This is a genomic window from Rummeliibacillus sp. NPDC094406 (genome assembly GCF_044763875.1).
Lineage (GTDB): Bacteria > Bacillota > Bacilli > Bacillales_A > Planococcaceae > Rummeliibacillus.
Genome location: NZ_JBIWGZ010000007.1, coordinates 67,349 through 85,878 on the forward strand (window position 1 = coordinate 67,349; position 18,530 = coordinate 85,878).

An 18,530-nucleotide genomic window follows, 5' to 3' on the forward strand; every position below is an offset into this window, starting at 1 on the left:
TAACAATGCATTGAAATTGATGATATGAATAAGATATTTGAATCAAAAAGAATTCGCGATATTCCTGCGGGAAATGGAGCGAATTCTTTTTGTTACCATGAATTTACCATTTTATTTTATCCTATCCATTTATTAAACCATGGACTTTTTAGGTGATTTCATTTTGTTAATAAATTCCTTTTGAAGTATAAACATGGTAGTCTGTTATTACTAGGGGGTGTAGTGTTGAAAAGTAAGATAATAACTGATCCATTTGAAAAAGTTATGAACTTTAGAGATATGGGTGGCTATCAAACAGAAGATGGAAGAAGCATTAAGAAAGGTGTTTTTTATCGTTCAGGTGATTTATCGAAAATGACTGCCAATGATAAAGCTGTATTTGAAACGCTAGGTATTCGAACGATTTTCGATTATCGAGATCACGGTGAAGCAAAAGTAAAGCCGGATCCAGTATTTGCAAATGTGGTGAATATTCGTATTCCAGCTAAAGGCAATGTAGGATTTGAAATGCCCACAGTAACTTTAAAAGACATAGATAACCGAGAATTTCTGCAGAAGATCAACGGAGATATCTTCACTGAAATGTATAGCCAAATGGCTTTCAATAATCCTTCCTATCAAAAGTTAATGGAGATTGTCCAAGAACCAGACCAGTTAGGATTGTTACACCATTGCGCTGCTGGAAAGGATCGTACAGGTGTAGGCGGTGCCTTAATATTGCTCGCATTAGGGATACCACGCGATACGATATTAGTAGATTATTTATTGACGAATGATTATATGAAGCCTATGAGAGATGCGATGATTCCGATTTTGTCTAAGCATTTAAACGAACAAGAAATGCAACAGTTTGGGGATATTATGGGTGCTAAAGAAAGTTATTTACAAGCTGTTTTTCAAGCAATTGATCAAAATTATGGAGATACGGATCGATATTTAGAAGATGAATTTGGGTTGGATTTCTCTAAGCGTCAACGACTACAACATTATTACTTAGAATGATAGAGAAGGGATGTCTCAATGTAAAGAAATTTACGAGACATCCCTTTAAATTTAGGCGCATATTATGAGAAATTAATTTAGTGGAATCAAATTTCATAATGCAAAACTCATATGAAATATACGAACATTTAATGATATTCCAATCTATTCATTGCTTCGCTGCAGACGGCGACTCCTCGAAAATGCATTCGCATTTCCTTCGTGCGATGTTAATTCAGTGAGGTTTATTCAGAGTCCTACGGGAAAAGCTTGTGATGAAAGCCCTGCACGAACATGGTGAAAGCAGAAAAATAGATGGAAATTTATAATGAAAATAGAAAATCTTATATAGCTATATTTATTGATGTGGAATTAGCGAAGACTCCTGCAGGAAAGCGAGACAGGTGAGACCCCGCAGTGAACGAAGTGAGCGAGGAGGCTCAACGTTCGCCTGCGGAAAGCGAAGCTAATTCCACATCATGCAGAAATCAGATTAATACTATTAATATTTGCATTTAAACACTTTTCAGTACCCTAAATGTAGTGACGAGGAGATTGAAGCCAAGCCCGTGGAAAGCGCCGTCTGTAGAGGAACATCAAATCTGAATATTGAAAAGTTAATGTTGAAATGTTCGTATTTATATACCGAAAATGGATTTATGAAATTGATTCAGTAGATTAAGAAAAAATTTATTGTTTTACCATTTTTTATTGATTTTTGTATATAAATTATTTATTGTTCTTTGTGTGAATATATGAAATAATAATCCTTTCTTTTTATTACTGCAGTGAAAAAGAAAATAGCAATCATTAAGCTAAAGGGGAAATAAAATGGAAACTGAAAAAAGTAAACAGAAATTTATTGTGGCTGGACTGTTGCTTACAATTCTTATGTCATCTATGGACAATACCATCGTAGCTACAGCAATGGGAACAATTGTCGGAGATCTTGGAGGCATGGATAAGTTTATTTGGGTAACATCAGCTTACATGGTTGCTGAAATGGCGGGCATGCCGATTTTCGGAAAACTCTCAGATATGTTCGGTCGAAAACGATTCTTTATTATGGGTTTAAGTTTATTTATGCTTGGATCAATTTTATGTGGTACAGCTCAAAGTATTGAACAGTTGAGTATATACCGTGCAATTCAAGGAATTGGTGGCGGGGCTTTAATCCCCATTACTTTTACCATTATGTTTGATATTTTCCCTCCAGAAAAAAGAGGAAAGATGGGAGGGCTTTTCGGAGCAGTTTTCGGGTTGTCTAGTGTATTTGGACCCTTGCTTGGAGCGTATATAACAGACTATATTAGCTGGCATTGGATTTTTTATATCAATCTGCCACTAGGAATTCTTTCTCTCGTTCTCATTTCGTCATATTATAAAGAATCGCTTCAACATCAGAAACAAAAAATTGATTGGCTGGGTGCTATTACGCTTGTTGGAGCAGTCGTCTGTCTAATGTTTGCCCTTGAATTGGGGGGCAATAAATATGCGTGGGATTCAATCAATATTATTAGTTTATTTTCAGGGTTTTTTGTTTTATTTGTTCTATTTATATTTGCTGAAAGAAGGGCATCGGAACCTGTTATTTCATTTTCAATGTTTAAAGATCGGATATTTGCTGCAAGTACCATATTGGGTCTATTTTATGGAGTAGCTTTTATAGTTGGTTCAGTATATATCCCAATTTTTATTCAAGGAGTAACAGGGGGTACTGCAACTAACTCAGGACTAATCTTGTTACCTATGATGCTAGGGGTCGTAGTGTCTGCTCAAACGGGAGCTATCAGTGCGGCAAAGTTTGGCTATCGAAATGTAATGTTAGTCTTCGCTATTATTTTTGTTACAGGAATGTATTTGTTAAGTACAGTGTCTGCTGACACTACAAGAGCGACAGTGACATGGTATATGATCATTGTTGGTCTAGGTACTGGCGCTTCTTTTTCCGTTTTAAATATGGCGGCTATTCATAATATTGGACCTGAACAGCGTGGTTCTGCAAATTCAACCGTTTCATTTGTTCGTCAATTGGGAATGACAGTGGGTATCACTGTATACGGCATTATTCAGCGTAATGTCTTTTCCGACAAAATGAAAGAGGCCTTTCATGGGGTAGGAAATACATTTAATGGCTCGAGTGATCCCCGTGCCTTGCTTTCTGAACAAGCTCGAGCAAATATCCCCGAACCTGTGCTTAATAAAATTATTCATGCACTTGCATATTCCATAAGCTACACTTTTTCATGGGCGCTCATCCCTGCTATTTTGGTCGTTGTCTGTGTTTTCTTACTGACGAACGACCGTTTAGTAGGTGGTGAAAGAGCTGAGAAGAAATCATAGGTTCTAAAGAATGAAAAAGTTATTCTTTTTGAAATACATTTTCGGGTAAATTAGAAGAAACGTGATGCCTAAGTTTATATTCAACTTGGTCGTCGCGTTTCTTCTTTTTAAGTGGATTGAAATAATGGTTTATATATGTGCTTTTAGTAGAATGCAAAAAATTAAGATGGATAAAGGCATAAAAGATGTTATTATTATTTAATAATTTAGAAAATAATTAAAATTATGTAAAGTGGGGGAGTTTAAAGTTGAATATAACAGCGATGTTGAAGATGACACTAGCAATGGCTATCTTCGGATCAATTGGATTTTTTACGGTTAATACCGGAATTCCTGCAGAAGAACTTGTTTTCATACGTTGTATTTGTGCGACTCTTATTCTTGGTGGCTTGTGGCTTTTTTCAGGTAGCTATAAGGAAGAGAAGTGGTCACATAAAGAAGTGGTTCAAACTATTATCTGTGGAGTATTTTTAGTTCTAAACTGGGTATTTTTATTTAAAGCATTTGATGAAATGTCGATCTCTGTGGCCATTTCAATTTATAATTTAGCTCCTATTTTTGTACTGATATTAGGTAGTTTGTTTTTAAAGGAAAAAATGACAGTAACCTCTATACTAGCAGTAATTGTCTGTTTTTTAGGAAGTGTACTGATTATCGGAATGGAGCAATTTACATCATTATCGGCGTTGTTTAATTCTGGTTTTGTTTGGGCTATACTTTCGGCAATTTGCTATGCGATGACGATGTTCGTGGGTAAAGGAATCACACAGTTGAGCGCTTATGCATTGACCTTTATTCAGACAACTGTTGGGATTGCAATGCTATTACCGTTTATGAATTTTGGTGTTTTTCACGGTTTAACAGGATGGAATTGGTTTTATATTTTGGGGACGGGCTTGATACATACAGGTTTTGTATATTATTTATTCTTTGATAGTCTCCGTAGTTTACCTACAATTATTGTTTCAGCATTAGTATTTATGGACCCTGTTGTTGCAATTTTACTTGATATTTTGATTTTAGATTTCAGACCAACAATGTTGCAATCGCTTGGTATTGTGCTAATATTCGGTGGTATAATTTATACTTTAGTGAAGCCTAGTAAATCAGCAATAGATTAAAAAAAGGCACTCAATATTATGAGTGCCTATTTGCTATCCCGTATTAACGGGTAGTAAGACCTCCACCACTTATGGAAGCTTTACTTTATGCGAATGTTTTAACCATTAGTACATGCTCAATACCAGCGTCTAGGAAAATGTCAGATTTCACTTCGTAGCCTAATTTCTCGTAAAAGCCTTGTGCTTGTAATTGACCATCTAACTTTACTTTAGGCGCACCAAGTTCCTTTGCTTTGTCTTCTAAGGCTTGTATGATGATTCGGCCAATGCCATATGAACGATATTCTTCTAATACAGCTACACGTTGTAGTTTACCAACACCATCAACTAATCGTACACGACCAGTCCCGATTGCTTTGTTGTCATCAGTTGTTGCTAGGAAGTGATAGCATTCTCCACCAAGATGGTCGTAAGCATCAATTTCTTCCTCTTTAGGAACCTTTTGTTCTTCTACAAAAACTTTCATACGAATATCAAATTCTCTTTGTAAATCTTCTTGTGTTGTAATTTCAAATACGTTCACTTATATCTTCCTCTCTCATTTTTAATCTATACTATTTTGAGTGTTACGAGAATCATAAGAAAATTTAAATTACTTTATTGCATATTATATATGAAAAAACACTGAAAGTAGAGTTATTACTATAAAAAAGGACCTGATTTTAAATCAGATCCAGAGGTGTTTCCCACGTATAAACGGACAGTAAAACTTCCGCAGAGTGAGTTTCACTTTATTTTTTAGATATAAGTTCGTAAGTTGTCTTCCCTTTAACTACGGTTTTAATGATGCCTGCTTTTGGAGCCATATAATAGCTTGTTTTATAAGTGCTACTATAAATGTGTAAAACGTTTTTAAATGTGCCAGCTTTAGTTTTTATCGTTTTTGTTTTGGATTTGACTTCCCAAATATCTTTCGAACCCATCATGCCGTTATCCCACTTTTTTCCGACCTTAATAGGTAAAGGTAGGAAAAATCCCACATCAGATTCTGGATAACCTTCATAATAAATATCAGAACGTTGATTTTCAACAAGTTGATATTTCTCAGTAACTTTTGAACCTCTTTTTTGGGTTATATTCCAATACTGTCCGTATTGATCTTTATATGAATATTTGTAAACAATCGTATTTTTTCCGCTTTTGAATGTGTATGTTTTGTTGGTACTTTTAGTGTAATTTATTGTTTTTGCACTTGTAGGAAATGCGCTCGAAAGGCTAAAGCTGATGGCAATGGCTAAAGTTAATAAAATCTTACACAAAGATTTCATTTAGAATACCTCCGAAGTTTTTTCTTAAAGTTATCATAGACATATATAAATTACAATAAATTGTTATTTACTAAGACAAAAGTTTTAGTCCTATTGCAGAAATTAAAATCATTAAGATAAATAAAATCCGCTTCCAATCTTTTGATTCACCAAAGAAAATCATGCCGATTAAAGCCCCACCTGAAGCTCCTATACCAGTCCAAACCGCATAGGCAGTACTCATTGGAATCGAAACCATAGCGTATGACAGTAATGCAAGGCTTAATGCAAAACCAAGAATTAAGAATAATATGATCGAGATTTTTTTTTCTTCCTGCCAGCGATTCATCATCGCTACTCCAAAAACTTCACAGAATCCAGCTAAAATGATTGCAACCCAAGCCATTATTCAGCACCGTCCTTTGTTTCTTGCGTAGTAACTGTTTTTAATCCAATAACCCCAACTAATAATAGAGATAATAGCAAAACTTTAGCTATACTTAGTGATTCACCGAAAAAGAGAGCACCGACTATGACTGTACCTGCAGTCCCCAATCCGGTAAAAACGGTATACACTGTTCCGACTGGTAGAAAACGTCCTGCAAGTAATAATAGATAGAAAGTAAAGACAACTGCAAATGCTGTACCACCCCAAGCTAAAATACTATGTGAATGTTTCAAACCAACGACCCACATTATTTCAAATAAAACTGCCAGTAATACAATGATCCAATGTTTATTCATGAATATCATCCTTTCTACATAGAAAAAGCCTAAGAGATTACTGAATTAACCAGTCATCTCCCAGGCTTTTATCCTTCCGTGGCATAGCAACAAGGCTATGTGATTTCTCTCGGACCAGACCAAGTATTAATTGCGGAACCCTAGAAATCATTGTCGCTATTTAGTTGCCTTTATCATAACAAATAAATTAATACGTTTCAATAAATTAATTGTAACCTTTGTCTCCAAATGGTTGAAGCTGTTCAATCCACTTTTGTTCAAGTTTTTCTAGTTCCCTTTTCTCGTCAAAGTAACCTTCTTCGGGTTTCTTTAACATTTCGACAGTTTCAATAGTGAAGGCATCTGAACCGAATCCATTCCATTCGTTTTGTAATAATGGATTTATACAGGTATTCGTCATTAGCATAAATTTTAACCCGTTTAAACGTTTTAAATTATTAAAACTACCAATATAGACTTTACCATTTTCATTATTTGTAATTTTAAAGACGCCTGATTGAATAGGAATTTCTTTGTATTGTTCTTTCAGTTCTTTTTTTTGATCCATAGTATAAACCTACTTTCTTCATTTTTTAATCCAATATGAACTACCATCTTCTTTGCGATCCATAAATCCGTATTCGATTAAGCAACGGCGGATGAGAACATAATCTTCATCGTATGTTTTTAATATGGTGTTCAATTCTTTTTCTGTGAAAATTTTATCTTCTGGAAAATGCTTAACAATTTCGCGTAGTATTACAATTTTATGTTTTTCCTTTTTAGGAAATCTTAAAATATGTTCGTTAGTACCGTTTGGGAAATATTTTGCAATAAGTTCTTGTTGTTCATCATTGGTAATGTTGTATCGATCGTCGACCATTGTTGCAGTTGAATGAATAGGTACAAATTCAGGAGTTAGGGTATCTTTTTCTTTTAATAATTCCATCATTGCTAAAAAGGTCTTTGCTTGTCGCTCTTTTTCCTTTAATGCAAAGCGATGTTGGCGAATGGTAGATGCACTACCGATTTCAAGCTCTTTTTGTATTTCCCCATCTGTTTTACCAGCATAGAAAAGACGGAGTAAGTTACTTTGATGTTCTGTTAAACCGGTCATCTTCTTATTTAACCCGATAAGATAATCAAAAACAGATTTGTGTTCATCATTAATGTGTGTTTGCATCATTTTTTTTGCTTCAAATAATTGAGTGTTGTAAGGATAGATGATCCCTTTTTCTATGTTTTTATTGCAAAGTATGCAAGTATAGCAGTGCTCATCTTCCAGATATCCTTTTTTTAGTTCTTGAATAGAAGCATGTTCAAATAGTTCTGTGTTCTTCATTTTTCATCACCTTTTATAAACTTATTTATATTTGTTCGCGTATTTATAAACATAATATAATTTCGTTTATAAAAAGTCAATTAGTTAAATTAATATTGTAGTCTTCAAACCAAATATGGGTCTGAATTAGATAGGCGAGTAATTGAGGTCCTGTCATTAGTTGACCGAACCAAGGAGAAGTAAAGGATGAACCTCCAGAATCAATAAGGGAATCGAGTTGTTCTTTGTTAAAGAACTCGAGAAGTACAGAGTTTTTATTTTGTAAGATTGATGACAGCCATTTTCCGACACCATCTGTATAGGCAGGGTTATGCGTTTTAGGATATGGATTCTTTTTTCGGTAAAGTACTTCTTTTGGTAATAAATCTTCCATAGCTTTACGTAAAATACCTTTCTCCATATTTCCCGTATTTTTAATTTCCCAAGGAATGTTCCACACATATTCGACAAGCCGGTGATCAGCGAAAGGTACACGTACTTCAAGTCCTGTACGCATTGTTGTGCGATCTTTGCGGTCGAGTAATGTCGTCATAAACCATGTTATGTTTAAATAAAATAGTTCTCTTCTTTTTGCATCTTCAAGTGATTCACCATCCAACATTGGTGTTTCTTTAGCAGACACTTCATATGCTTGTTGAACATAGTCTTCTATATTTATTTTTTGTCGCCATTCTGGGCGAAGTAAGTTAATACGTTCTTTTGTAGACCGGATCCATGGGAATCCGTCTGCTTCATTTGTATAAAACCATGGATATCCGCCGAAAATTTCATCTGCACATTCGCCTGATAAACTTACTTTAAACTTATCTTTTATTTGTTTACTAAACCATAATAAGGAAGAGTCAATATCCGCCATTCCAGGCATATCTTTTGCATATACAGATTCTGTCAATTCTTTTATGAGTGTTTCTTGTAGAATAACTTCTGAGTGGTGTATGGTGTGGAAAGTTTGCGACATTTCATTAATCCAGAAAGTATCGTCTGATCGTTGAAAATCATTCGCTTTGAAGAATTGGGCGTTGTCTTCATAATTGATGGAGTAAGTATGGAGAGGGAAATGATCAGTATTTGCAAATTTGTTTGCAGCAATAGCTGTAATAATGCTAGAATCCAGTCCACCTGATAATAATGTACAAACTGGCACATCTGATACGAGCTGTCGTTCCACAGCATCTACAACTAAGTCTCGAACATTTGCAACGGTATCGTCAAAGGAATCTTCGTGTTTTTTACTTTTTACCTTCCAATAACGGCTTATTTTCAGACCATTTAAGTCGTATTTTAAGAGGTGTCCTGGGCGAAGTTCTTGAATATGTTTATAAATTGTTTTGCCAGGCGTATGGGAAGGTCCTAATCCAAAGAGTTCAGCCAACCCTTCGTGGCCAACAGTTGCGGAGACATCTGGATGGGCAAGTATTGCTTTTATTTCTGAGGCAAAAAGTAATTGGTTATTCTGAGTACTATAATACAAAGGCTTTACACCTAGACGGTCACGGACAAGTAGTAAACTCTTTTCAGCAGAATCCCAAATACCAAAGGCGAAAATACCATTAAGCTTTTCAGCGCATTGTTCATGCCACTCTATATAGGAAACGAGTAAGACTTCGGTATCTGATGTTGTATAGAAATGATATCCTCGTTGTTGTAATTCCTTTCGTAATTCGTCTGTGTTGTATAGTTCTCCATTATAAGTAATTGTGTAATAGCGCCCTTCCTTTTCATAGGTCATTGGTTGTTTGCCGCCTTCAAGGTCAATAATTGCTAGACGCTGATGACCAAAGCCAATTGGACCGTTACACCAAATTCCATCTGCATCTGGGCCACGTTGCTGGAGTGTTTTCGTCATCGTATGTAATAAGGACAATTGGGATGATAAATCTTTTTTAAAGTCACACCAGCCTGTAATTCCACACATATTCTCACATCCTTATCAATTTGTCACTTTGCATTATATGTAAAAGTAATGAAAAAATAGCATAAAAATTAAATGGAGTTTAAAAAAAATATGGCAACGAAATATAAGGGTTTTCAAATTTTAAAGTTTACTTTAAGGGGATTACATTCAGCTTAAATAGCATTTCAAAGAATTCTCTTTTGGCACGGAAGAAAAAAATCGGGTAAGATAGAATAGTTGTATATAAAGATTGAAAGGAAGTAGATTATGAGTAACAATCGTAATCAACAAATTGAGGAGATTAGTACTGCGAAGCTTATGTGGCAATTAACACGTCCGCATACGTTAACTGCAACATTTTCTCCAGTTATTTTAGGAACAGTCCTAGCGATGTTCGATGTTCAAATTGACTGGTTATTATTTATAGCAATGCTTGTATGCTGTTTATGTCTTCAAATCGCAACGAACTTATTTAACGAATACTACGATTTTAAACGTGGTTTAGATACAGCAGAATCTGTTGGGATTGGTGGAGCTTTAGTGCGCCATGGTACAAAACCTCAAACCGTATTGAACTTTGCATTATTATTATATGCAATCGCTGTTGTATTGGGCGTGTATATTTGTATGAGTAGTAGTTGGTGGCTTGTAGCAATTGGTGCTGCTGGTATGGCGGTTGGATATTTTTACACTGGTGGCCCATTCCCTATTGCCTATACACCTTTTGGTGAGTTATTTGCGGGGCTTAGCATGGGATTTGCTTTTGTCTTGATTTCTTATTTTATACAAGCTGGAAGCATCAGTACAACTAGTCTTCTTGTATCAATACCTGTAGGAATATTAGTTGGTGGCATTAATATGTCTAATAATATTCGCGATATTAAAGAAGATACTATTGGTGGTCGAAAGACATTAGCAATTCTTCTTGGTCGAGACAAAGCGATTAATATGTTAGGGTTATGGTTCGTTGTAGCATATGTATGGATGATTATTTTGATCGTGATGGGCATTGTGAGCCCATGGCTTTTAGTAGTACTTATTAGTATCCCAAAACCAATAACAGCTATTAAAAGTTTTAAAGAAGGAGAAAAAGAACCGGCGAAATTGGGACTTGCTATGAAATCTACTGCAATGACCAATACTTTCTATGGTTTACTATCATCAGTAGGCTTATTATTAAGTTATTTTTTCTCTTAAATTACATTAATCTTCGCTAAGCGCTTTCATTTAGATAGGGCAAAAAGAATGAGGGAAATATACTTGTTTTTACTTCAATTCGCCGAGGAATCGGCGGATTTTTTTTTCTTAAACGATAGCGTAGGTGTTTATGATGTGATAGTATACAATTTGTTTCAAAAATTTGAAAATGGAAGAAAGGTGATGAATTGGAAGAAGCGATGAAAGAAAAACAGTCGAAGGAAAAGTTAAGCTTATTCCATTTAACATGGCCAATTTTCTTAGAAGTGTTTTTATTTACGTTGATGGGTGTTGCAGATACTTTTATGCTCAGTGCATTATCTGATGATGTAGTAGCAGGTGTAGGTGCAGCTAATCAATTTATTCATATAACTATTTTAATCTTAGAAGTAATAGGGAACGGTGCGTCTATTGTTGTAGCACAATATCTAGGCTCAAAACGTTATGAAGAGGTCCCTAAGATTGCAGCGGTTGCCATTACAATGAATCTGGCAATTGGTGTTGTTTTAAGTTCACTTTTTGTATTTTTCTCTAAGCAAATGATGATAGCGATGAATTTGCATGGTAATGTACTTAATTATGCAGATCATTATTTATCTATTATTGGGGGAGGAATATTCCTTCAAGCGTTGATCAATGCAACGGCAGCGATTGTACGTGTTCATGGCTGGACCAGACAAACAATGTATGTGTCTGTTGCGATGAATGTATTACATATTGTCGGAAACTATATTTTGATATTTGGTAAATTCGGATTTCCAGAGTTAGGTGTACAAGGTGCAGCTATTTCGTCTGTTGTTAGTCGTGCTATTGCGCTTGTTGTATTCTTCTGGCTATTATATCGGGCATTAGAATTTAGAATAGATTTCAAATATTATCTAGCATTGCCAAAGGAATATATTAAGAAGATATTAGCTATTGGTGTACCATCAGCTCTTGAGCAAGTACTGTATCAAGGTTGTCAAATTACATTTTTATATTATGTTACTTTTTTAGGTTCAGAAGCTTTAGCTGCTCGCCAGTACGCTTATAATATTTCAATGTTTACGTATTTATTTGCAATGGCCATTGGATCTGGAACGGCAATTATAGTGGGGCGGTATGTTGGAGCAAATCGCAAAGATGATGCTTACAATCAGCTATGGATTAGTGTGAAGTGGGCAATCTCTTTTACACTTTTGATGGTAGCGCTCGTGATGATCTTCCGTTATCCACTTATGCGGATATTCACAGATAACCCTGAAGTTATTAAAATTGGTGCATCTGTATTGCTATTGAGTATTTTACTGGAAACAGGTAGAACGTTTAATATTACGATTATTAATACATTACGAGCGGCTGGTGATGCGAGATATCCAGTCATTATAGGTTTCTTCTCGATGGTTTGTATGAGCTTAACACTGGGATACTTTTTAGTATTCCATCTTCATTTAGGCCTAGTAGGAGTCTGGCTAGCAATAGCTGCAGACGAATGGTGTCGTGCGATTTTAGTTTTCTTTAGATGGAAGAGTCGTAAATGGGAGCGCTATGCACTTGTTTTACCAAATCAAGATTAAAAGTGATATATAGAGAATTATCAAAGATGAACACCAACTACTTAGTTGGTGTTTTTATTGTATTTTCTATCAATGTAGAGTTCAGTGTATACTAATGAAAGAAGAAAATTAATCGAGGTGTTTTTGTGGGATTGTCGAAAAAAGTGGCAAGTGCCAATTTTATGCGAGAACAGCAAACAATCTTTGCTTGTCCCGTATGTCATGAGCAAATGACAGTTACAGAGCAATGTGTTGTAACTTGCGAAAATCGACATACATTTGATGTAGCAAAACAAGGGTATGTGAATTTTATGACGCATCCTGCAACATCTATGTATGGTAAAGAATTGTTTGAAGCACGTAAACAAATAATTGAAAGTGGACTCTATTTGCCAATGCATGAAGCTGTAATGGATTCGTTGAAAACGTTTGGACAGGATCTTACTGTATTAGATACAGGCTGCGGTGAGGGCTCACATTTAGCGATGATTAAAAATCAATTTGAAGAAACAACAGATAATAAGATTGTTGGAGCAGGAATCGACATTGCAAAAGAAGGAATTATTGCAGCAGGTCGAAATTATGAAGATATGATCTGGTGTGTTGGAGATTTAGCGAAAAGTCCATTCCAAGAGTCTAGCTTTGATGTAATCTTAAATATTTTGTCACCAGCAAATTATACGGAATTTAGACGACTGTTAAAACCAGAAGGAGTAGTGGTGAAGATAGTTCCACAAAGTGGATATCTTCGACAATTACGAAAATTGTTTTTTGCAGATTCCGACAAAGAATCCTATTCTAATGATCGTACAGTAGAACGTTTTAAAGAAAACTTTAGTGAAGTATCAGTAGAGCGTATTACACAAACTGTCGAAATCGATCCGACACTCGTGCCAATGCTGATGCATATGACACCAATGGGGTGGCATCAAAAGGCGGATGCAGATCAAAATAATGTAACAGAAATAACAATTGATTTGGATATTTTAATAGGTAAAGTATCATTAAAAAAAGCTTTTAAATAATACAAAAAATCCACAAAAGATTAAGCTTTTGTGGATTTCCTTTTTATGAGCATACGTATGCATTGAAAAATGATTAAAAATGTAATAGCACCCGTCGTATCCAACAAAACATCTTGAAAGGAAGCTGTACGACCAGATGTGAAATATTGATGTATTTCATCAGTTGCTGCAAATATACATGTCATAACTGCAGATATGATAAATCGATACTTCAGTCGAGGAAGAGTAATATAAACTGCTAACCCTATAGCTCCAAATGTACAAAAATGAGCTAACTTTCGGAATAAGAATTCCAAGAAATAATAATATCCTCGTGAATCCACAGAAATTTCCATGCCATAATAATGAAAATGCAGTAGTGATAATAGTGGCTTTAGAGGTTCGTTTGGAAGATGCTGCTGTAATGTTGGTACGATTGTTTGCTGCTCATAAGTTTGACTTGATGAGATAAAAATAGCCAATAATAATATGAGAAGTGGAATATATTTTTTCATATAAAGAACGTACCACATGTATACTCTTTTTTCATGGGTCTTCATATATAAATTACGCTTTTTAAAGAGAACTTTTGATAATGCAAAAAAAATGATATGCTAAAACAGCACTTAATAGAATAAAGGACGTGTTAAAATGCCAGGACGTAATGATCCATGTCCATGTGGTAGTGGTAAAAAGTACAAAAAATGTTGTGCTTTAAAAGAAGCTGTAACAGTTGAAGAAGTTTATGCGGAAGAGCTAGAAAGAGTTTTACAAACTTTCTATGATGTCTATCCTTTAAGAAAAGATTATAAAGACTTTGGTGAATTAGCAGATAAATGGCAAAATGCTATTGGACAATATTTAGTGGAAGATATGATTGAAGCAATCGTATTGGATTCTTTCTTTTTCCATGAGCGAACAGATATTTGGACAGGCTATTTGCAAAAAATCAAAAAGGAAACAGTTCGCCCTTCTACATTAGCTGTACTTGAAACATGGGATCATCCAACAATGATGGTTGCTAAAGTAATGGATGTTGAAGAGAACTATATGATCGCACAAAACATATTAACAGACGAGATCGTTCACCTACGTCGTGAAGGAGAAAAGCCAATTCCTTTAGATGTCCATGTATTTTGCTTCATTTTACCTGATGGCTCAAACAAGGAAAAGTATTATCTTGCTGTATCTAGTATGATATTCTTCCCAAAAGATCATCAAGAAGTGTTCGAACAATTAGCAGCTGACTTTAAAGAGCAAGATCAACTTGACGAAGAATTTTGGAAAGAACATTCTTTAAGCTTCTGGAAAAACCTTGGTGAAAATGGTTTTGAAGGCGGAGAATTCACTGATTTTGAAGCTGATGTATTTTTACAAGTTCTTGGGTTTTTAGAAGCTCGCGGTCGTGATCATAAAACCGTGTTAGAGATTGTTGAAGATTATGTTGTTGAACGTCAACCTAAAGCACGGAAAGCTGTTGCTATTGCAGCAGGTGCTATTCGTTTTGGTGGAGAAGCAGGTCTATTCGAACCAATCGAAATAACGGTTAAAGAATTAGCAGAAGAATTCGGAGTTTCAACGTCATCATTAAACAAATATTATAATGAACTAAAAGAATATTACGCAGAAAAAAAGCCTAATGTATAAAGTAGAAACGTCTATCTCTAGAAATGAAGATAGACGTTTTTTCTAATTTGAAAAATTATAATACTCTTTATTTTTATTAATAAGTCAATTTCTAATGCAATATCCAATTTACTTTAGTGTGGAGGGAAAAACGGCGAGCTCGAAAAATGTATTCGCATTTCCTTCGTGCGATGTTAATTCAGTGAGGACATTTATAGTCCTACCGGAAAAACTTGAGCTGAAAGCCCTTCAGGAAGTAGTGAAACACTGAAAAAAATTAATAATAAAAATCTTGTATAGCTATCATTGTTGATGTGGAATCAGCAAAGACTCCTGCGGGAAAGCGAGACAGGTGAGACCCCACAGGCAGCTAGGAGCTGCCGAGGAGGCTCAACGCTCGCCCGCGGAAAGCGAAGCTAATTCCACATCATTCATAAGTCCATTAATACTATTAATATTTACATTTAAAACTTTACAGTACCCTTCGTATTAAAAAGTCAATTTCAAAAGTACGAAAAAGTAAAAAATTGCAATCCTCTATCAAATCATATAGTTTAATTATAAGAACTGTATGCGATAGGGGTGTAATTGTGAGCGAATTTAAACCATTTACCGATGAAGAATTCGATCGAATTTTTGCCGAAAAATCAAAAGAAGTAAATGATCAACTTGAAGAAGAAATCCTAATCGCAATGATTGGTGATGTGAATGCAGGAAAATCATCAACGATTAACCGATTAATGGATAAAGAAGTAGCTCTTGTTGGCGCAAGACCAGGAGAAACACAGCAGATAAAAAAATATAGCTATCAGGATAAGATTATTTTTGTGGATACCCCTGGCCTTGATGATATAAAAGCAGAGAATTCTGCCGTAACGATGAATTTCTATCAGCAGGCAGATATGATTTTATTCTTTTTAAATGCTGCTGGTACCGTATTATCCGATTCAGAGTTAGCTTCGTTAAAGAAAGTTAGTGAAGTAAATAAAGATATCATCATTGTACTCAACAAAATTGATGCAGCTGATGATATACCTAGCCTGGTGAAATATATACAAGACCATACGAATTATGCTTACCCAGTAACGCCTATTTCTTCACGTACAGGTGAAAATATGGAGATGCTCCAAAATAAGATTTTGGAGCTGTTAGAAAGCAAAAAAAAGGAAGTACTGATGGCCAAGCATATGGCGGATAAATCAGCGACTGCAAAGAAGTGGATTCTTGGTGCGGGCGCTTCAGCTGCGGCTATCGGAGCAGTGCCTATTCCAGGGGCAGATTTTATTCCGCTAACAACTTTGCAAGTGGGGCTAATGGTTAAATTGTCCACGCTATATGATAAGCCTGTTTCAAAAGACCGAGCAAAAGAGATGGTAGTAGCTACAGTTGTGGGGAATATAGGTAAAACGATATTCCGACAAATTGTGAAGTTTATACCAGCGGCAGGGACAGTAGCAGGCGCTAGTGTAGCAGGAGCAATGACTATTTCTCTTGGCTATGCTGTGAAATACGCATACGAACATGATATGGAATTGGATGCCAAGGCATTAAAACCGCTATATGAACGGTTTTTAAAAGAGCAGAAGAAATAAATTACTCTACAAAGAAGTTCAAATATATTCAATGAACGAAAAAGTGGAGGGCTAATAAGTCCTTATAATAGTGGAAGAAATTAAATTAGCACTCCCGCCTTGAATAAAGCGCGAGTACGAACCGTGTGAGACAACGCAGTTCGGTTCGTGCGTTTAGCGGGGGTGCCTAGCAGGAAAAATAGTAGCTGTTTTTCAATTCAAGTAGGAAGGCTGATCAATAGTGATTTATTCATTCACTGTTGGGAGCCTTTTTTATTTTAAGCACTGTTAAACATGATTGTTGATATTTGAAAAGAATCGTTATTTTTACAGCGCGATGCTCGTATTGCGTGAGGAAACTGCGATTAGCGTGTTGGCACTATAGATAAAAAATCAACAGTATGCATACCATAGTCTTGTTTTAAAGTGGTAGGATATACTTTAAAAAGAATATTTAGAATTTTTAGTACAATTATGTTAAAATATATTAATCTTGAACTTCTGAATATAAAGGAGCAATTTAGATGGCAGGACATACCTTACAGGGCAAGTATTTACCTTTATATGAATACCTATCAAAACAACAAGAAAGACATATTGTACTCGCTTTTGAAGAAATTGAAGAAATTTTACAAGCCAAACTACCGAAATCTGCCTATAAGTATCAAGCGTGGTGGGGAAACACTCGAAGTGGAACATATGTACAAGCAGCTGCTTGGCTTGAAGCGGGATATCGAGTAGATATTGTCCAATTTGGTCGTTGCGTGGAGTTTTTAAAAGTATCAAAGGAAATATTGACGAAAAAGAAGAATAAAGTAATGAGAGAAACATTAATTTCAAGATCAATACCAGATACTACATATAATGATATTGAATCTTTCCAAAAAATTATGGCGAAAATGGATGCTGCCCAACAATTTTTTACAGAAAACAATCATCGACGTTTTACGGATGAAACAATCGTATCTCAATTTAAAGTATTTTGTGAATGGCGTCGGCTGTTTGGGAGAATAGAACAAGATGTGAACTATTTAGCAAAACAATTAATGCATGAATTTTTGCTTGAAAAGCATCGCTTAGTACCGAATAGTTCTTATATCAAACAGCAAGATGAATATACCTTTTTGTATGAAGAAAAAACAACAACCGGAGATAAAATTGCTGCTATATTAAAAACAGCGCCACCTTCCTTAACAGCTGACTTTGCTCCAGGCCAACGGAGTAGGTTATTGCAGGATTGCCGTTTATTAAACTATACAAATGCCATTATCCAATATTATTTTGTCACAGAAGAACCTGCATTTAATGTTATAGAAAAAAATTATAAGCAACATCTTGGTAATATACAGCTTATATTATTGCCAAAAGTAATTGCAGATAAGTATTCACTAAATGCATAAAGAATATTTGTCTAGAAGATTCAAACAACAAGTGATACTATCAGATTAGATTCAATAATCTATAGAAAAGAGGCGAGGCGCATTGTTCAAAGGGCTTACATTTTATATGGTTTTGATTGCTATAGGCTCTCTTAGTATAACTTTTGCGGTGACAAAGGATTTACCGCTTAGTGTGCAATGGGCCCTGCTGATTGGTGGTACATTATTAAATATTATTAGTTTAATCGCATTAATGATTTTTCTTTCAAAGTCAGATAGTAAAGCGAACAAATCAAAATCAAAATGATAGGATCATCCTTCAAAAGTGGATGGTCTTTTTGTTTTTTTAATGTTTAACTACAGCCGGACGCAGTTTGTTAGCTACCACGACTGGATAGATTTATGCAAAAAATCTTAATCAATATTTTTCAAAATCAATAATATATTGCTTTCACTGTTCTATATTCCACCCCCAGAAAACGCAATATTGATAACTTACTGTTTTTATGAATTAGTCTAACTGCTATTTATCTACATTAGAGGTTAATGATGCTCGAATTTATATGC

General features: G+C 35.2%; 18 protein-coding genes and 1 riboswitch. Of the genes, 10 read left to right on the plus strand and 8 right to left on the minus strand.

The window, feature by feature from the left end:
• Nucleotides 1-225: 225 nt before the first annotated feature.
• From ACIQ4I_RS16945 to ACIQ4I_RS16955, 3 genes are all read left to right on the plus strand, one after another.
• Entirely contained in the window at nucleotides 226-1,002 is a 777-nt protein-coding gene (locus ACIQ4I_RS16945) for a tyrosine-protein phosphatase (protein ID WP_403098128.1), read from the plus strand.
• An 810-nt stretch (nucleotides 1,003-1,812) separates the two neighbouring features.
• A complete protein-coding gene (locus ACIQ4I_RS16950; RefSeq protein ID WP_403098130.1) occupies nucleotides 1,813-3,324 on the plus strand; it encodes an MDR family MFS transporter in 1,512 nt (503 codons plus the stop codon).
• Between the two features lie 248 nt (nucleotides 3,325-3,572).
• Nucleotides 3,573-4,445, plus strand: coding sequence for a DMT family transporter (locus ACIQ4I_RS16955; protein ID WP_403098132.1), 873 nt, complete (start codon nucleotides 3,573-3,575; stop codon nucleotides 4,443-4,445).
• An 85-nt stretch (nucleotides 4,446-4,530) separates the two neighbouring features.
• On the opposite strand, the gene ACIQ4I_RS16960 is transcribed toward ACIQ4I_RS16955, so the two are convergent.
• From ACIQ4I_RS16960 to asnB, 7 genes are all read right to left on the minus strand, one after another.
• Nucleotides 4,531-4,911, minus strand: coding sequence for a GNAT family N-acetyltransferase (locus ACIQ4I_RS16960; RefSeq protein ID WP_403098368.1), 381 nt, complete (start codon nucleotides 4,909-4,911; stop codon nucleotides 4,531-4,533).
• A 265-nt stretch (nucleotides 4,912-5,176) separates the two neighbouring features.
• Nucleotides 5,177-5,713, minus strand: coding sequence for a hypothetical protein (locus ACIQ4I_RS16965; protein ID WP_403098134.1), 537 nt, complete (start codon nucleotides 5,711-5,713; stop codon nucleotides 5,177-5,179).
• A gap of 70 nt (nucleotides 5,714-5,783) precedes the next feature.
• Nucleotides 5,784-6,098, minus strand: coding sequence for a DMT family transporter (locus ACIQ4I_RS16970; RefSeq protein ID WP_403098136.1), 315 nt, complete (start codon nucleotides 6,096-6,098; stop codon nucleotides 5,784-5,786).
• Nucleotides 6,098-6,436 (minus strand): DMT family transporter, encoded by a 339-nt coding sequence (locus ACIQ4I_RS16975; RefSeq protein ID WP_403098138.1) that lies wholly within the window; start codon nucleotides 6,434-6,436, stop codon nucleotides 6,098-6,100. The genes ACIQ4I_RS16970 and ACIQ4I_RS16975 overlap by 1 nt, the downstream gene beginning before the upstream one ends.
• A gap of 55 nt (nucleotides 6,437-6,491) precedes the next feature.
• A riboswitch (guanidine-I (ykkC/yxkD leader) is annotated at nucleotides 6,492-6,591 on the minus strand.
• A 50-nt stretch (nucleotides 6,592-6,641) separates the two neighbouring features.
• Entirely contained in the window at nucleotides 6,642-6,983 is a 342-nt protein-coding gene (locus tag ACIQ4I_RS16980) for a GIY-YIG nuclease family protein (RefSeq protein ID WP_403098140.1), read from the minus strand.
• Nucleotides 6,984-7,001: 18 nt separating this feature from the next.
• On the minus strand, nucleotides 7,002-7,757 hold the full coding sequence (locus ACIQ4I_RS16985; RefSeq protein ID WP_403098142.1) for a DUF2087 domain-containing protein: 756 nt from the start codon (nucleotides 7,755-7,757) through the stop codon (nucleotides 7,002-7,004).
• Between the two features lie 76 nt (nucleotides 7,758-7,833).
• Nucleotides 7,834-9,672: an asparagine synthase (glutamine-hydrolyzing) gene (gene asnB / locus ACIQ4I_RS16990; protein WP_403098144.1), complete on the minus strand. Its 1,839-nt coding sequence runs from the start codon at nucleotides 9,670-9,672 to the stop codon at nucleotides 7,834-7,836.
• Between the two features lie 246 nt (nucleotides 9,673-9,918).
• Here asnB and ACIQ4I_RS16995 point away from each other — a divergent pair, with 246 nt between their 5' ends.
• The 3 genes from ACIQ4I_RS16995 to ACIQ4I_RS17005 all read left to right on the plus strand — a co-directional run bounded on the left by ACIQ4I_RS16995 (nucleotide 9,919) and on the right by ACIQ4I_RS17005 (nucleotide 13,408).
• Nucleotides 9,919-10,848 carry a 1,4-dihydroxy-2-naphthoate polyprenyltransferase gene (locus ACIQ4I_RS16995; protein WP_403098146.1) on the plus strand — a complete coding sequence of 310 codons (930 nt, stop codon included), beginning with the start codon at nucleotides 9,919-9,921 and terminating at the stop codon, nucleotides 10,846-10,848.
• 200 nt (nucleotides 10,849-11,048) lie between these two features.
• Nucleotides 11,049-12,404, plus strand: a complete 1,356-nt coding sequence (locus ACIQ4I_RS17000) for an MATE family efflux transporter (RefSeq protein WP_403098148.1) — start codon at nucleotides 11,049-11,051, stop codon at nucleotides 12,402-12,404.
• A gap of 125 nt (nucleotides 12,405-12,529) precedes the next feature.
• Nucleotides 12,530-13,408 (plus strand): putative RNA methyltransferase, encoded by an 879-nt coding sequence (locus ACIQ4I_RS17005; RefSeq protein ID WP_403098150.1) that lies wholly within the window; start codon nucleotides 12,530-12,532, stop codon nucleotides 13,406-13,408.
• Nucleotides 13,409-13,428: 20 nt separating this feature from the next.
• On the opposite strand, the gene ACIQ4I_RS17010 is transcribed toward ACIQ4I_RS17005, so the two are convergent.
• Complete coding sequence (locus ACIQ4I_RS17010; RefSeq protein WP_403098152.1) at nucleotides 13,429-13,902, minus strand: VanZ family protein; 474 nt, start codon at nucleotides 13,900-13,902, stop codon at nucleotides 13,429-13,431.
• A 136-nt stretch (nucleotides 13,903-14,038) separates the two neighbouring features.
• Between ACIQ4I_RS17010 and ACIQ4I_RS17015 the strand changes: the two genes are divergently transcribed.
• The 4 genes from ACIQ4I_RS17015 to ACIQ4I_RS17030 all read left to right on the plus strand — a co-directional run bounded on the left by ACIQ4I_RS17015 (nucleotide 14,039) and on the right by ACIQ4I_RS17030 (nucleotide 18,270).
• Nucleotides 14,039-15,034, plus strand: a complete 996-nt coding sequence (locus tag ACIQ4I_RS17015; RefSeq protein WP_403098154.1) for an SEC-C metal-binding domain-containing protein — start codon at nucleotides 14,039-14,041, stop codon at nucleotides 15,032-15,034.
• A gap of 569 nt (nucleotides 15,035-15,603) precedes the next feature.
• The gene (locus tag ACIQ4I_RS17020; RefSeq protein ID WP_403098156.1) at nucleotides 15,604-16,605 is read left to right on the plus strand and encodes a GTPase; all 1,002 of its coding nucleotides are present in this window, start codon (nucleotides 15,604-15,606) and stop codon (nucleotides 16,603-16,605) included.
• A gap of 503 nt (nucleotides 16,606-17,108) precedes the next feature.
• A complete protein-coding gene (locus ACIQ4I_RS17025) occupies nucleotides 17,109-17,984 on the plus strand; it encodes a DUF7662 domain-containing protein (RefSeq protein ID WP_403098158.1) in 876 nt (291 codons plus the stop codon).
• 82 nt (nucleotides 17,985-18,066) lie between these two features.
• Nucleotides 18,067-18,270, plus strand: coding sequence for a hypothetical protein (locus ACIQ4I_RS17030; protein WP_403098160.1), 204 nt, complete (start codon nucleotides 18,067-18,069; stop codon nucleotides 18,268-18,270).
• Nucleotides 18,271-18,530: the final 260 nt, after the last annotated feature.

Bases quoted from the DNA above. Each gene is read 5' to 3' on its own strand.
- ACIQ4I_RS17015 (WP_403098154.1), top strand. From the start codon at position 14,039: ATGCCAGGACGTAATGATCCATGTCCATGTGGTAGTGGTAAAAAGTAC.
- ACIQ4I_RS17025 (WP_403098158.1), top strand. From the start codon at position 17,109: ATGGCAGGACATACCTTACAGGGCAAGTATTTACCTTTATATGAATAC.
- ACIQ4I_RS16980 (WP_403098140.1), bottom strand. From the start codon at position 6,983: ATGGATCAAAAAAAAGAACTGAAAGAACAATACAAAGAAATTCCTATT.
- ACIQ4I_RS16975 (WP_403098138.1), bottom strand. From the start codon at position 6,436: ATGAATAAACATTGGATCATTGTATTACTGGCAGTTTTATTTGAAATA.
- ACIQ4I_RS16985 (WP_403098142.1), bottom strand. From the start codon at position 7,757: ATGAAGAACACAGAACTATTTGAACATGCTTCTATTCAAGAACTAAAA.
- ACIQ4I_RS16995 (WP_403098146.1), top strand. From the start codon at position 9,919: ATGAGTAACAATCGTAATCAACAAATTGAGGAGATTAGTACTGCGAAG.
- ACIQ4I_RS17010 (WP_403098152.1), bottom strand. From the start codon at position 13,902: ATGAAAAAATATATTCCACTTCTCATATTATTATTGGCTATTTTTATC.
- asnB (WP_403098144.1), bottom strand. From the start codon at position 9,672: ATGTGTGGAATTACAGGCTGGTGTGACTTTAAAAAAGATTTATCATCC.
- ACIQ4I_RS17000 (WP_403098148.1), top strand. From the start codon at position 11,049: ATGAAAGAAAAACAGTCGAAGGAAAAGTTAAGCTTATTCCATTTAACA.
- ACIQ4I_RS16950 (WP_403098130.1), top strand. From the start codon at position 1,813: ATGGAAACTGAAAAAAGTAAACAGAAATTTATTGTGGCTGGACTGTTG.
- ACIQ4I_RS16970 (WP_403098136.1), bottom strand. From the start codon at position 6,098: ATGGCTTGGGTTGCAATCATTTTAGCTGGATTCTGTGAAGTTTTTGGA.
- ACIQ4I_RS16965 (WP_403098134.1), bottom strand. From the start codon at position 5,713: ATGAAATCTTTGTGTAAGATTTTATTAACTTTAGCCATTGCCATCAGC.
- ACIQ4I_RS16960 (WP_403098368.1), bottom strand. From the start codon at position 4,911: ATGAAAGTTTTTGTAGAAGAACAAAAGGTTCCTAAAGAGGAAGAAATT.